Genomic DNA, 14,609 nt, shown 5'->3' with positions numbered 1-14,609 from the left:
ACCGGCTCACTGCCTGGAAAACCGCCGGTGCCCGCGCGCATGATGCGGCTGCGGACGACTACGACGGCGAAAGGACGCGGCCGATGAGCGGCATCCCTGACAGGGGACTACTCGACTGGCTCGGCGACACGGCCACCGAACGCGGCCTGCACTTCGCGGCCCCGAACGATTCGTGGACCCACCACCCCTACCCCGAGCTCGCCGCGCTCACCCTGCGCACGGCGGAAGCGCTGCGGGCGGCGGGGGTCGAGCGGGGTGACGTCGTGGTGATCGTCCAGCGGTCGAGCCCGGCCTTTGTCGCCGGGTTCTTCGGGGCCATCGCGGCGGGAGCCACGCCGTGTTCCATCCCGCCGCCGTTCGCGTTCCAGCGCGCGGGGGAGTACGCGAAGCACGTCCGGCACCTCTTCGACACCGCGCGGCCGGCTCTCGTCGTGTGTGACGAGGAATGGCTCACGCCCGTGGAAGCCGCCATCGACGGCCTCGGCCTGCCCGCGCCGGTCGCGTTCGACACGCTCGTCGACGGCGTCGAGCCCGCGCCGCGACCCTACCCGGCGGCCGAGTTCGCGTTGCTGCAGTTCACTTCCGGCTCCAGCGGGTCCTCCCGCGGGGTGCTGGTGACGAACTCCGCGTTGCGCGCCAACGTCTCCGCGATGCGCGAGTGGCTGCAGTGGAAGCCGGAGTACCCGGGCATCGCCTGGCTCCCGGTGCACCACGACATGGGCCTGATCGGCTGCCTGATCAACATCGTGACCACCGGGTGCGACGGCTGGATGATGCAGCCGGAGGACTTCATCCGCTCGCCGTTGCGGTACCTGCGGTGCATCAGCGACAACCACGTCGGGCTGGCCGCGATGCCGAACTTCGGCCTCGCCTACATCCTGCGCCGGGTCCGCCCGGCCGACCTCGCCGGGCTGTCCTTCGGCTCGATCCGGTCGGTGATCCTCGGCGCCGAGCGGATCGACCCGCAGGTGCTGGAGTCGTTCGACGAGCTGCTGCGGCCGCACGGGTTCGACCGCGAGTCTCTGAAGCCCGCGTACGGCGGCGCGGAGGCCACGCTCGCCGTCACCGGTCTGCCGATCGGTGAGGGCTGGAGCGCGGCGGCGCCGGACGGCGCTTCGGACAGCCGGATCGTCGGCTGCGGCCGCCCGCTCGCCGGGACCACCGTGAGCGTCGTCGACGACGAGGGCGCCGTGGTCCCGGACCGGACCGTCGGGGAGATCCTGGTGACCGGCACGTCGGTGGCGACCCGGTACGTCGGCGACCCGGGTTCGGCGTCGGGCACCGCGCTCGACGGCGGGGTGCTGCGCACCGGCGACGCGGGCTTCCTGCACGACGGCCAGCTGTTCGTGGTCGGCCGGCTCGGTGACGGCCTCAAGGTGCGCGGCCGGATGGTGTTCGCCGAGACGCTGGAGTCGCAGCTGCACGCCCTGGGCATTCCCGAGCGGCGCGTCGCGGTCCTGCTCGGCCACCGGGACGGCCGCGCCACCGGCGTCGCCGTGCTCGAGAAGCCGGCGCCGGACTGGGAGGTCGCGGCCCACCAGGTGCTCAGCGAGGCGCTGGGGGACGCGAGCCTGCTTGTCGCCCAGCTGCCGCGGGGTGGCCTGGCGGTGACGTCGAGCGGCAAGCCGCGTCGCCGGGTGATGTGGTCGGCGCTGTGCGACGGCCGGATCAACGGTGAGGTCCGGGAGCTGCTGCCGGCTTGAGAGCGGACAAAAAGGGGCCGTGCGGGGCGAAAAGCCCGCACGGCCCGTTTTTTTCAGTGGTTCAGGGTGCGGAAGGCGAGCACGACGTTCTGCCCGCCGAAGCCCGCGCAGTTGCTCAACGCCGAGAGCGACCCGGCCGCCAGCGGGCGGGGGTCGTCGCGGACGACGTCGAGGGTGATGGCGTCGTCCAGGTCCTGGATGTTGATGGTCGGCGGCGCCGTGCGGTGGTGCAGCGCGAGCACGGTCGTCGCCGCGGACAGCGCGCCGGACGCCCCGATCAGGTGCCCGGCGGACGCCTTGATCGCGGAGACGGCGTGGCCGCGGGTGCCGAGCACCGAGGTGATGGCCGCCGACTCGGCGAGGTCGCCCAGCGGGGTGGACGTCGCGTGGGCGTTGACGTGCCGGACCTCCGCGGCCCGCATCCGGGCGTCGTCGAGCGCGCGGCCGATGGCCTGGGCCATCCCGCGGCCGTCGGGGTGCGGGCGGGTGATGTGGTGGGCGTCCACGCTCACGCCGGCCCCGGCCAGCTCCGCGTAGACACGCGCGCCGCGGCGCCGGGCGTGGCGGCCGGACTCGAGCACCAGGAGCGCGGCGCCTTCGCCGAGCACGAACCCGTCCCGCTTCTTGTCGTAGGGCCGGGAGGCGTTCGACGGCGTTTCGTTGGTGCGCGACAACGCTTTCATCGTCGCGAACGCGGTGAGCGCGGTCGGGTTCACGATCGCCTCGGTGCCGCCGGCGACCACGACGTCCGCCCGGCCCAGCCGGATCATGTCCAGCGCCGCGGCGATGGCGTCCGCGCCCGCGGCGCACGCGGTCGACGGCGCGTGCGCGGCCGCCGTCGCGTTGAGCTCCAGCGCGGCCAGCGCGGCCGCCGAGTTGTTCATCAGCATGGGCACCGCGAACGGCGACACGCGCCGGCTGTCGTCGTCGCGCACCAGGTCGTGCGTGGCCAGCAGCGTGCCGAGGCCGCCGATGCCACTCCCGATGGCGACCCCGACCCGCGCGGGCTCCGGCTGGCCCGGCTCACCCGCCGCGGCGGTGAAACCGGCGTCACGCCAGGCTTCGCGCACCGCCACGAGCGCGAACTGCGACGCCCGGTCGGTCCGCCGGGCCAGCACGCGGTCGAGCAGCGGCGCCGGTTCGGCCGCGGCGCGCGCGGCGATCCGCACCGGCAGCGCCGCGGCCCACGGCTCGGCCAGCGCGGCCGCGGCCGACGTGCCGGCCAGCAGCTCGCGCCAGGTGGACCGCATGTCCCCGCCCAGCGGCGTGGTCGCCGCCAGGCCGGTGACCACAACGTCTTCGCACTGCGAACGCACGCCGGTTCTCCGATCCGTGGGCCTAGGACATTCCGCGGAACGCGTCCGGCTTGGCCAGTGACTCGCTGAGGAACAGGTCACGCAGCTTCGGGGTCAGGATCCCCAGCTGGCGCAGGATGTGGATCACCTGCTGGAACAGCAGCTGCCGGTAGCCGAACATCATCGGGTCGTTGCGGGCGAAGGTGATCCCGCGTTCGACGTCGAGCTCCATGCGCTCCCAGACCTCGCGGAGCAGGAACCGCCGGGACATCAGGTGGATCGACTCGAGCAGGAACGCCTCGCGCTCGTCCCGCTCGGCCGTGGTGATGCTGTCGTACATGCCGGTGAGCGCGACCACGCCGAACCCGATGTGCCGGGCTTCGTCGCGGGCGATCATCTTGGTGATGGCGGTGATGATCGGGTCGCCGAACCCGGTGCTCGCCAGCCGGGTCGCGGCCAGCGCCAGCCCTTCGACGATCACCTGCATGCCGAGGTAGACGATGTCCCAGTTGGACTCCTTGAGCAGGTCGCGCAGGAGTGCCTTGAGCCCGGCGTTGATCGGGTACGACGTCTCCAGCTTTTCGTCGATGTACTTGGCGTAGGCCTCGACGTGCCGGGCTTCGTCCGCGACCTGGGAGGCGGCGTAGATCTTCGCCTCCATGTCCGGCACGGTCTCCACCAGCCGCGCCGTGGTGACCAGCGCGCCCTGCTCACCGTGCAGGAACTGGCTCACCATCCAGGCCTGGTACTCCCAGCGGAACTGGTTGAGCAGCTCCGCGGGCACCGGGCTGTCGGTGCCGACGACGAACGACGCGACCCCGCGGCTTTGCCACTCCTCCAGCGGCGCGCCGAACTTCACGTCGTGGTCCCAGTCGATGTCCGTCGCGGCGTTCCACTGGCTGACCTTGTTCTTCTCGTAGAGCGCCCAGATGCGGTTGTTGCGCTCCCCGTAGTTCCAGTTCAGGTTGGCCCGGAAGGACGCGTCGACTTCCATCAGGCTGGCGGTGGTCTGTTCGAGGGTGAACAGTGTGGAGTCCTGTTCCTCCTGGGACTCGGTGATCATCGTGGGTGATGGTCCCTTCGGGCTGGAGTGCGGCGGTTTCAGGACGAGGGGTCGGTGCCGACCTTGACCACGGCGTTGACCTCGTTGACGAACACGACCTGGGGCGCCAGCGAGGCGGCTTCGGCGTAGTCGACGGTGGCGTAGGCGATGATGATGACGATGTCGCCGGGGTGCACCAGGCGCGCGGCGGCGCCGTTGATGCACACGACACCGGAGTCGCGCTCGCCTTCGATGACGTAGGTCTCCAGTCGCGCGCCGTTGTTGACGTCGACGACGTGCACGAGCTCGCCCGGCAGGAGGTCGGCCTGGTCCATCAGGGCCGGGTCGAGGGTGAGCGAGCCGACGTAGTTCAGGTCCGCCTGGGTGACGGTGGCTCGGTGGATCTTGGACTTGAGCATGGTGCGCTGCATGGCTGGCGCCCTCCGGTCGTCAGGGGTGGGGGGTGAAGGCGAGGGACACGTTGTGGCCGCCGAAACCCGCGGCGTTGCAGATCGCGGCGCGCGGCCCGCCGGTCAGCTCCCTCGGGAAGGTCCCGACGACGTCGACGTCGATCCGCTCGTCGAGGTCGTCGAGGTTGGCGGTGGGCGGCGCGACCCGGTGCACCAGGGTGAGCACGGACGCGACCGCGCCGAGGGCGCCGGCCGCGCCGAGCAGGTGCCCGGTCATCGACTTGATCGCGGAGACCGGGACGGTCCCCAGCCCGAACACCGTGCTGATCGCGCGGCTTTCGGCGACGTCGCCGGCGCCGGTCGAGGTGGCGTGCGCGTGCACGTGTCCCACGTCGGCCGGGTCGAGCCGCGCGTCGGACAGCATCCGGCGCAACGCGCTCGCCAGGCCCGCGCCGTCGGGGTGCGGGCTGGTGATGTGGTGGGCCTCGGCGCTGATGCCGGCCCCGGCCAGGGTGCAGTAGACCCGCGCGCCCCGCGCCCGGGCGTGGGAGGCGCGCTCCAGGATCAGCACGGCCGAGCCTTCGGCGAGCACGAACCCGTCCCGCGTGTGGTCGAACGGCCGGGACGCGCGCGCCGGCTCGTCGTTGCGGGCCGACAGCGCCCGCATCTGCGCGAACCCGGCGACGACCAGCGGGTGGATTCCCGCGTCGGCGCCCCCGACCGCGACGACGTCGGCGCGGCCGAGGCGGATGAGGTCGAGCCCGGCGGCGATGGCCTCCGCGCCCGCCGCGCAGGCGGTGCTCGGCGCCGTCGCCAGCGCCCGGGCGCCGATCTCCAGAGAGGCCTGCGCCGCCGCGTGGTTGTTCATCAGCATCGGCAGCGCGAGCGGTGACACCTTGCGCGGCCCGTGCTCCCGCAACTGGTCGTGGTTGTGGACGACGGTGTGCACCCCGCCCACGCCGGTGCCGAGCACCACGGCGACCCGTTCCGGGTCCGGCCGGCCCGCGGAGTCACCGTCCGCCGGGCCGACAAAACCCGCGTCGGACCACGCTTCGCGCACCGCCAGGACGCCGAACTGGCCCACCCGGTCGAGCCGCCGGGCGGGCACCCGCCCGAGCAGCTCGGCGGGGTCCGCCGCGGCCTTCGCCGCGATCCGGACCGGGAGGCGGGCCGCCCACGGCTCGTCGAGCTTCGCGACCGCGCCGCGGCCCTCGAGCAGCGCCGCCCAGGTTTCCTTGACCGTGGCGCCGAGCGGGGTGATCGCCCCGAGCCCGGTCACCACGACCGTGTCGTCGTCGCTCATGCCGAGTCCATCGCGTCGACCAGGCTCTGCGGCCGGATGTCCGTCCAGTGCTCTTCGACGTAGTCGAGGCACGCCTGCCGGGTGTCTTCGGGGTGCACGACCGTCCAGCCCGCGGGGACCTCGACGAAGGACGGCCACAGGGAGTGCTGCCGCTCTTCGTTGCGAAGGACCAGGAAGGTGCCGTCCGGGTCGTCGAAGGGGTTCTGCGTCACCGGGTGCCTTTCGTCGTGGGCTGCGGGTGTCCGTCACCGGGGGAACCCGGCGACGCCAGCACGCAGAGCGTGGCGATGCGCCGCACCGTGCGTGCGTGGAAGATCGAGCTGATGTCCACTGTGGACTGAAGTGCCGTCCGGATCCGGCCGGTCAGGCGCATCGCGAGCAGCGAGTCGCCGCCGAGGCTGAAGAAGTCGTCGTCGAGACCGGGCGCCTCGACGCCGAGCAGCCCGGCCACGAGCGCGGTGACGGTCTCCCGGACCCGGCGCACCCGGGCGGGGTCCGGCAGGAAGTCGCCGACGACCGAGGACGGGCGGTTCGCCAGCTCCGCCAGCAGGCCGGTGAACACTGTCGCCGCGCGCTCCGCGGTGGCCGCGCTCAGCAGGTCCGGGCGGTGGCCGAACGCCAGGTGCAGGCGCTCTTCCGGCGTCACGGTCAGCTTGAGCGGGAAGTGGTACGGGTCGTGGCCGCGCACCTCGGCGATGCTCAGCGTGCCGGACGGCGAGTGCTGCTGCGGCGTGGCGTAGTTCTCGAACACCAGGCAGGTGTCGAACAACGCGCCCGCGTCCGCGGCCCGCCGGATCTCCCCGAGCGGGAGGTGGTGGTGCCCGGTCAGCTCCGCCTGTTCTCCCTGGACGTCGGCCAGCAGCGCGCCGAGCTTCTCGGCGCCGGCGAGCCGGACCCGCACCGGGACCGTGTTGATCATCAGGCCGACGATGTCCGCGTACCCGGGCAGGTCCGGCGAGCGCCCGGAAACCGTGCTGCCGAACACGATGTCGGACAGGCCGATGAGCCGGTGCAGCGTCAGTGCCCAGGCGACCTGGACCACCGTGTTGAGCGTGACGCCGTGGGTGCGGGCCAGCTCGGTGAGCGCCGCGGTGGTGGCCAGGGGCACTACGACGGTCTGCGTTTCCGGCATGGCCCGCACGAGCGCGGTGTCGGTGTGGGGCGCCAGCAGGGTGGGCGAGGGCAGGTCCGTCAGCGCCTTCTGCCACGCGGCGCGGGCCGCGCCGGTGTCCTGGCGGTCCAGCCATTCGAGGTAACGGCGGTAGGGCGTGACGGCCGGCAGGCCGGTCGGGTCACCGTGGCGCTGGTAGAGGTGGGCCAGGTCGCGCAGCACGATCGACCCGGACCAGCCGTCGGCCAGGATGTGGTGCTGGGTCAGGACGAGTGCGTAGTGGTACTTGCCCAGGCGCACCAGCTTGGCGCGCAGCAGCGGCGCGCGTTCGGTGTCGAACGGCTCGAGCCGGTCCCGCACGAGCAGCTCGTCCAGCAGCTGCCGTTGCTCGGGTTCACCCGGCTCCCGCAGGTCGACGCTCTGCCAGGGCAGCGGGACGTGCGCCGAGACGACCTGCGCGGGTTCGCCGGAGGCCAGCCGGACGAACCGGGTGCGCAGCGTGTCGTGCCGGTCCACCAGCTTCTGGCACGCCCGGCGCAGGCGCATCGGGTCCAGCGAGCCTTCGAGCTCGAACACCAGCTGGACGTTGTGGACGTCGAGGGCCTCGCGGTCGTACAGCGCGTGGAAGAGAAGACCTTGCTGCGTGGGCGAAAGCGGCAGGACGTCGGTCACCGGCGATTCCTCGGCCAGCCGGTCGAGCTCGTCCTGCGTGATGTCGTCCAGGGGGACGTCCGACGGGGTCAGGCCGGCCAGCGCCGGGCGCTCGGCGTACGCGGCCATCACCCGGAGGGTGGCCAGCCAGGCGTCGCTCAGGGTCTGAACGTCCTCTTCGGACAGCAGCGCGGACGCCCAGCTCCACGTCGCGGTCAGGTGCGGGCCGTCTCGGCGGTCCTCGGTCACGGCGTCGAGCTCGAGCACGTGTGAGAGCGGGAAGTCCGGCGGCACCGACGGCGCCGGGGACTCACCGGCGGCCCGCCACTCGGAGTCCGCCTCGGTGGTGAACCGGCCCAGGTAGTTGAACGCGATCTGAGGGTCCGGCCGGCCGGCGAGCGCGGCCCGGCCGTCTTCGGTGAGGTACCGCGCGAGCCCGTAGCCGATGCCGTGGTCCGGGACGGCGCGCAGCTGTTCCTTGACCCGCCGCAGGGCCTTGCCGAGCGACGCCTCGCCGACGCCGGAGGTCCCGGGGTCGAGACGGACGGGGTGCAGGGTCGTGAACCAGCCGGCGGTGCGGAACAGGTCCAGGCCGCCGACGTCCTCGCGGCCGTGCCCTTCGAGGTCCACCAGGACGTCGGTGCCGCCGCCGGTGCCGCGTGCCTGGCGCCAGCTCGCGACGGCCAGCGCCAGCGCGGTGAGCAGCACGTCGTTGACGCCGCCGCGGAACGCCGCGGGGAGCGTGGTCAGCAGCGGCCGGGTCTCCTCCGGGGTGAGCCGCACCGCGAGGGTGCCCGCCGTGCGGTGGACGTCCCGGCGCGGATCGAGGCTTTCGGCGGCCAGCGCCGGGTCGTCACCGGAGAGAACTTCCTGCCACTGAGCCAGTTCCTCGGTCCAGCGCGGCTGGGTCGCCGCATCGGACAAGGCCAGGCTCCACGTGCGCAGCGACGTCGGCACCGGCGCCAGCCGCGCGGAAGCGCCGTCACGCGCGGCGCGCCAGGCGGCGTGCAGGTCCGGCAGCAGGATCCGCCACGACATCCCGTCGACGGCGAGGTGGTGGACCACCACGAGCAGCCGGCCGGGCTCGCTCCCGGCGTCGAACCACGTCACCTGGACCATCCGGCCGGCGGCCGGCCGCAGCCGGTCCACGGCGAGCGCCGCGTGGTCGGCGACCGCCGACGCCAGCGCCGCCCCGGTCAGACCTTCGACGTCGACCCGCTGGACGCAGTCGGCGGCGTCGGCGAACCCCGGCGGCGGCACGGCGAGCGACCAGTCGCCGGTCAGCTGCATCCGCAGCGCGTCGTGCCGGTCGAGCAGCGCCTGCACGGCCGTGGTGAGGTGCTCGACGCCGAGCCCGGCGGGCACGGTGAGGAGGGTGGACTGGTTGAACGCGTCCACCGGGCCGCCGAGCTCCCGCAGCCGGTGGACGATCGGCGTCGCCGGGAACTTGCCGGTGCCGTCCTGGTCGTCGGCCGGGGCCTGGCCGGTCAGGCCGGCGTCGGCCAGCCCGGGCAGCGTCGCCAGCGCGGCGACCGTGCGGTGGGCGAAGACGTCCTTCGGCGCGAGCACCAGCCCGGCCTGCCGGGCCTTGGCCACCAGCTGGATCGACAGGATGGAGTCGCCGCCGAGCTCGAAGAAGCCGTCGTGGACACCGACTTCGGGGACCCCGAGGACCTCGGCGTACAGCCGGCACAGCACCTGTTCGACGTCCGTGCGCGCGGGCTGGGCCGTCACCGGCGCCCGCTCCGCCGCCACCGGCGGCAGCGCGGCCCGGTCCACCTTGCCGGTGGCGGTCAACGGCAGCTCCGGCAGCCGCACGAACGCTTCCGGCACCATGTAGTCCGGCAGCTGGGCGGCGGCGTGCTCCCGCAGCGGCTCGGCGTCGAAGTCGTCGTCGGTCACCACGTACCCGATCAGCCGCTTGGCGCGCCCGCTCTCCTGGACGGCGACCACGGCCTGGTGCACCGCGGGGTGCCGGGTGAGCGTGCCCTCGATCTCGGCGAGCTCGATGCGGTGGCCGCGGATCTTGACCTGGTCGTCCCACCGGCCGCTGAAGACCATCTGCCCGCCGGCCGACCACCAGACGACGTCGCCGGTGCGGTACATCCGCTCACCCGGCGCGCCGAACGGGTTGGCCACGAACCGTTCCGCGCTCAGGCCGGGCCGGCCGAGGTAACCGCGCGCCAGCCCGATCCCGCCGATGTACAGCTCACCGGGGACCCCGGCGGCGACCGGCCGCAGCCACGGGTCGAGCACGTAGGTGTCGATGTTGGGGATGCCGCGGCCGATCGGGACCGCGCCGGGGGAGACCTCTTCGCCGGGTTCGATGCGGTACTGCATGCAGCCGATGGTCGTTTCGGTCGGCCCGTACTCGTTGATCACGGTGACGGTCGGGATCGCCGTGCGCAGTTCGCGCAGGGCCTCGCCGACGAGCTGTTCCCCGCCCAGCACGAGTTCGTCCGTCGAGGCCAGCCACGGGTGCGTGCCGGTCAGCAGCGGCAGGTGGCTCGGGGTGGCCTTGCCGAACGGCGCCGGGCCGATCGGCGGCGGCTCGGTTTCGTCGAGCCCCGCGAGGTGCACGTGCCCGCCCGCGCTGAGCGTGCCGTAGACGCCGGTGATGGTGAGGTCGAACGAGATGGGCGAGTGGACGACCGCCGAGGTGGCGAGCCCGGGGTAGGCCTCCCGCGCGTAGGCGAGGTAGGAGATCACGGACCGGTGCAGGGTCTGCACACCCTTGGGGCGGCCGGTCGACCCGGAGGTGTAGACCACGTAGGCAGGGTGGTCGGGGCGCAGCCGCGCGTCGGTCACGGCGTTTGCGGAGTGGCGGTCCAGATCGAGGTCGGCCAGGGTCAGCGCGCCCTCGGGCACTCCGGCGTGGACACCCTCGGCCACGAGCGTCAGCACGGGCGCGGCGTCGGCCAGCAGGAACGCGATCCGGTCGGGCGGCAGCGTGAGGTCGATGGGCAGGTAGGCGCCGCCCGCCTTCATGATCCCGAGCAGCACGACGATCTGTTCGGCGCTGTGCGGCCACAGCACCGCGACGTGGTCTTCGGGACCGACACCCCGTTCGAGCAGCTCGGCGGCGAGCCGGTTCGCCGCCGCGTCGACCTCGACGTAGGTGAGGGACGTCGTGCGGTCGGAAAGCGCTGTCGCTTCCGGGGTCCGGCGGACCTGCGCCTCGAAGAGCGTGGGCAGCGTGTCGGCGGGGAAGTCCATTTCCGGGCCGGTGGCCCAGTCCAGCACGGTGTCCCGCTCGGCCGCCTCCAGCGGCTCGACGCGGCCGACGAGAGCCGTGGGCTCGCCGGCGATCGTGGCCAGGACGGACTCGAGCAGGTCGAGCACGCGCTGGGCCTGCGCGGCGGAGTACGAATCGGTCCGGTGGTTCAACTCCAGCAGGATCCGGTCCCCGGGCACCACGAGCAGGCTCAGCGGGTAGTGCGTCGACCCGAGCGCGCCGTCCCGCGCGCCGCCGTCGGCGTCCCCGGTGATCGGGGTGACGTGCAGGCCGGGCAGCGGTTCGGTGGCGGTGGAGTCCGCGTCGGTCCGGGCGGTGCTGATGGCGACGAAGGTGTCGAACAGCGGGCCGCGCCCGGCGAGCCGCTGGATCTCCGGGAGTCCGAGGAAGTGGTGGTCGGAAAGGGCGGACTGCTCTTCCTGCACCCGGTTCAGCAGTGCTTCTACCGTTTCCGCCGGATCCAGGCGGACGCGCACGGGCGCGGAGTTGATCAGCAGCCCGACCATCTCCTCGACCCGGCGGACGCCGGCGGGCCGGACCGAAACCGTCTGCCCGAACACGACGTCCGTGCTGCCGGTGAGGGTGGTGAGCACGAGCGCCCACGCCGCTTGCACGATCGTGTTGAGGGTCAGGCCCCGCGTCCGCGCGGCGGTGACAAGCGCTGCAGTGGACTCCGTGGACAGTTCGGCCACGGACAGCGCGGGCATGCGGTCCCGGCCGTCGGCCTGTCCCGGCGCGACGAGGGTGGGCGCGGGCAGCCCGGCAAGCGCTTCCCGCCACGCGGCCGCGGCCGCGTCCTTGTCCTGTTTTGCCAGCCACCACAGGTAACCGGCGACGGAGACGGCCGGCGGCAGGGCGCCGGTGTCGCCGTCCGTGGCGTACAGCGTGATGAGGTCGCGCACGACGATCGGCAGCGACCAGCCGTCGAGCAGGATGTGGTGGTGGGTCAGGACGAGCACGTGCTGCCGCTCGTCGAGCCGGACGACGTCGAACCGCAGCAGCGGCGGCCGGGTGAGGTCGAAGCCGCGCAGCCGTTCTTCCGTGAGGTGGGCGAGCAGCCGGGTTTCGCGGTCTTCCGGCGCTTCCGCGCCGAAGTCCACAAAGGCGACCGGGACGGCGACCTCGCGGTGCACGAGCTGCACCGGCTGACCGGACTTGCGGTGCTGGAAGCTCGTCCGCAGGGTGGCGTGCCGCGCTACGACGGCTTCGCACGCCGAGCGCAGGCGGGCGGGGTCGATCTCCCCGTCCAGCCGCAGGGCGAGCTGGCTGGTGTACTCGTCCAGGCCGTCCCGGCTCAGCTGGGCGTGGAAGAACAGGCCCTCCTGCAAGGGGGACAATGGAAGTGCCGCTTCCAGCGGGGAATCGACGGTTGTCACAGGCGGCATCTCCCACTCGGTCGGCAGCTGTGCCCGGGCTCGCCGGCGCGACACCGGTGGCCCGCGCTGACGGGCCGGTACGGTCCGCGTCGACCATGGTTGCGCGGGAGCGAATGCCCTACCAGGCAGGGAACCGGCAATCGGCGGGCGGTTCGGCGTTGCCGGGCGGCACGGGAGACCGGCACCGGTCTCCACCCGGGGGTGGAGGTGTGCACCTCTACCCCTACGCAGAGGTGAAACGGGGCGCCGAAGCCCTAGTCTTGCTTCAGCGGTCGGCGGCCCCCCAGCGCCGGCCGCGCCCATCCGAACGACACACAACTGGTACTCGGTGAGCCGAGCTCCCTCACCAGTGAGGACGGAGATTTCCGATGAGCGAGACGATCACTCCGGTACTGACGGTCGCAGTGCTGCTGTTCGTGTTCCTCCGGCAGTTCCGGCGGACCAAGCTGAAGCTGCTGACGTGGCTGCTGCCGATCCTTCCGGTGGCCGTCGGGTGCCTCGAGCCGGACCTGATCGACCACGCCAAGCCCGGGGCCTCGATCGGCCTGGGCGCCGCGGTCGTCGTGGTCGGCGCGTTGCTCGGCGCGGTGTACGGCATGCTGCTCAAGGTGTCCCGCGACGCCGACGGTGTCACGTGGCTGCAGGGCGGCTGGATCGCCGTCCCGATCTGGGCCGGCCTGGTGCTCAGCCGGCAGGCGTTCCACGCGATCGGCAACAGCATGGACACCGGCACGAGCTTCGGGTTCATCGCCATTTCCTTCGGCGCGATGCTGCTCGCCCGGGCCATCGTGGTCGCGGTCCGCTCCGCCAAGTCCGTCCGGCTCGTGCCGGCGGCGGCCGCGGCCGGCTGAGCCACCGGCGTTTGCCGCCGCCTGATGACTCCCAGTAGCCTGACCATGACCGAATATCGAGCGGATTCCGCCGTGGTGAGGAACTGGGTCATGGGGGCACAGGGCTTGTGGGACTCGTGGCCGGCGCCCGGAGCGGTCTACCGCTTCGGGTCGCCGGCGGCCCGCACCGTGGGCCGCGTGGTGCGGGCGGTGCTGACGGTCGGCGGTCTGGTCGTCGTGGTCGTCGAGCTGCCGGGCGCCGAGGACCGGCTGACCCGGCGCCTGGAGCTGATCGGCCTCGAGGTGGTCCTCCTCCTCGCGGCGGCCGTGGCCCGGTATGCCGCACAGCAGCGGAACATCGCGTTGCTGCTCGGTTGCCTGGCGGTGAAGATCGGGGTGATCGCCGGCGCGCTCCTGCTGGGCAGCGAGCTCCTGGCCCTGGCGACCACGAGCATCACCACCCTGGTGATGGTGCAGCTGGCGCCGGTGGTGGTGGCCGCCGGGTTCGCCGCGGCCGCGCTGACGGTCGTCGCCTCGACCCACCCGTGGCAGCCGTTCTTCATCGTCACCGCGATCGCCTTCGCCGTGGGTTTCCTGAGCAGGCGGGACAAAGAGGCCAGGGAGACCACCCGGTCGCTGCTGCGCCAGGAACGCGCCGCGCGAGCCGCGGAACAGGCAGCCCAGGCAGCCCAAGCCGAGGCGGCGGCCCTCGCCGAACGCGCGCGCATCGCGCGGGAGATCCACGACGTGCTCGCCCATAGCCTGACCGCCCAGCTGGTCCACCTGGACGCCGCCCGCTTGATCGCCGTGCGGATCCCCGGTGCGGACCAGGTCACCGAGCAGGTGGAGACAGCGCGGAGGATGGCCGAAAAGGGCCTGGTCGAAGCCCGGGAGGCAGTGCTCGCCCTGCGTGGCGAGCGGATCCCGTTGGCGGAGGAGCTGGTTTCCCTGGCCGCCGACCATGGCGCGAAGTTCGCTTCCACCGGCGAACCCCGCACCCTGTCGGCCGAGTCGGCTCTCGCGGTGCGCCAGGTAGCGGTGGAGGCAATGACCAACGTCCGCAAACACGCCCCGGCCAACGATGTCACCATCACACTCGAGTACCTGACGGACGCTGTCCGGATGAGTGTGCGGGATCGGCTGCCGGAGAACGGCTCGGTGCCGGAGCGGTCCGGAGAGCTGGCGGCCAGTGGCGCGGGGTATGGGATCCGCGGGATGCGGGAACGGGCTGAGCTGCTTGGTGGGGCGCTGGTTGCGGAGCCGAACGCGAGTGGCTTTCAGGTTGTTCTGGAGATGCCTGCTTAGGGATTCCGTTGGGGTGGCAGGAGAATCGGTGCTGGTCAGCCGGGTCGGCTGGGCTTCCGGACGCCGGGTCCCGATCCATTGGAGGCAAGGAATCCGGGCGAGCGCGGTCTGTCGGGCACCGGTTTCGGTCCGTTGGGCTGGGAGTCCTGGCGAGCGGCCGGGCGAGCGCGGTCTGCCGGGCGCGAGGTGGGGCGGGGAATCCCAGCGAGCGGCCAGGTCAGCGCGGTCTGCCGGACACCTGTCCCGATCTGCCGTGGTGGGGGGGGGGGGGGGGGGGGGGGGGGGGGGGGGGGGAGAAAAAAAACAACAAAGGGCGCGATCCCAAAGGGTGCTCTTTCCCCGTTTAGC

Annotated in this window: 8 protein-coding genes and 1 pseudogene; 3 read left to right on the top strand and 6 right to left on the bottom strand. The window is 72.7% G+C overall.

Annotated features, from left to right (window positions below):
• Nucleotides 1-83: 83 nt before the first annotated feature.
• A complete protein-coding gene (locus ACZ63J_RS45305) occupies nucleotides 84-1,703 on the top strand; it encodes an AMP-binding protein (RefSeq protein ID WP_465341533.1) in 1,620 nt (539 codons plus the stop codon).
• Between the two features lie 53 nt (nucleotides 1,704-1,756).
• On the opposite strand, the gene ACZ63J_RS45300 is transcribed toward ACZ63J_RS45305, so the two are convergent.
• The 6 genes and pseudogenes from ACZ63J_RS45300 to ACZ63J_RS45275 form a co-directional block, all read right to left on the bottom strand.
• Nucleotides 1,757-3,019, bottom strand: coding sequence for a beta-ketoacyl-[acyl-carrier-protein] synthase family protein (locus tag ACZ63J_RS45300; protein WP_465407005.1), 1,263 nt, complete (start codon nucleotides 3,017-3,019; stop codon nucleotides 1,757-1,759).
• A gap of 22 nt (nucleotides 3,020-3,041) precedes the next feature.
• A complete protein-coding gene (locus ACZ63J_RS45295; RefSeq protein WP_465407007.1) occupies nucleotides 3,042-4,061 on the bottom strand; it encodes a ferritin-like domain-containing protein in 1,020 nt (339 codons plus the stop codon).
• A gap of 41 nt (nucleotides 4,062-4,102) precedes the next feature.
• A pseudogene (gene panD / locus ACZ63J_RS45290) lies at nucleotides 4,103-4,471 on the bottom strand (aspartate 1-decarboxylase); the annotation flags it as partial.
• Between the two features lie 19 nt (nucleotides 4,472-4,490).
• Nucleotides 4,491-5,753, bottom strand: a complete 1,263-nt coding sequence (locus tag ACZ63J_RS45285) for a beta-ketoacyl-[acyl-carrier-protein] synthase family protein (protein WP_465407008.1) — start codon at nucleotides 5,751-5,753, stop codon at nucleotides 4,491-4,493.
• On the bottom strand, nucleotides 5,750-5,965 hold the full coding sequence (locus ACZ63J_RS45280) for an MbtH family protein (protein WP_465302552.1): 216 nt from the start codon (nucleotides 5,963-5,965) through the stop codon (nucleotides 5,750-5,752). The genes ACZ63J_RS45285 and ACZ63J_RS45280 overlap by 4 nt, the downstream gene beginning before the upstream one ends.
• Nucleotides 5,962-12,126, bottom strand: coding sequence for an amino acid adenylation domain-containing protein (locus tag ACZ63J_RS45275; RefSeq protein ID WP_465439942.1), 6,165 nt, complete (start codon nucleotides 12,124-12,126; stop codon nucleotides 5,962-5,964). Before ACZ63J_RS45275 ends, ACZ63J_RS45280 begins: the two co-directional genes overlap by 4 nt.
• A 368-nt stretch (nucleotides 12,127-12,494) precedes the next feature.
• Between ACZ63J_RS45275 and ACZ63J_RS45270 the strand changes: the two genes are divergently transcribed.
• The gene (locus ACZ63J_RS45270; protein WP_465407012.1) at nucleotides 12,495-12,977 is read left to right on the top strand and encodes a hypothetical protein; all 483 of its coding nucleotides are present in this window, start codon (nucleotides 12,495-12,497) and stop codon (nucleotides 12,975-12,977) included.
• Between the two features lie 90 nt (nucleotides 12,978-13,067).
• Entirely contained in the window at nucleotides 13,068-14,261 is a 1,194-nt protein-coding gene (locus ACZ63J_RS45265) for a sensor histidine kinase (protein ID WP_465407014.1), read from the top strand.
• Nucleotides 14,262-14,609 lie beyond the last annotated feature (348 nt).

The organism is Amycolatopsis sp. NPDC104863 (genome assembly GCF_055582965.1).
This window is presented reverse-complemented; position numbering and strand designations above follow the sequence as displayed.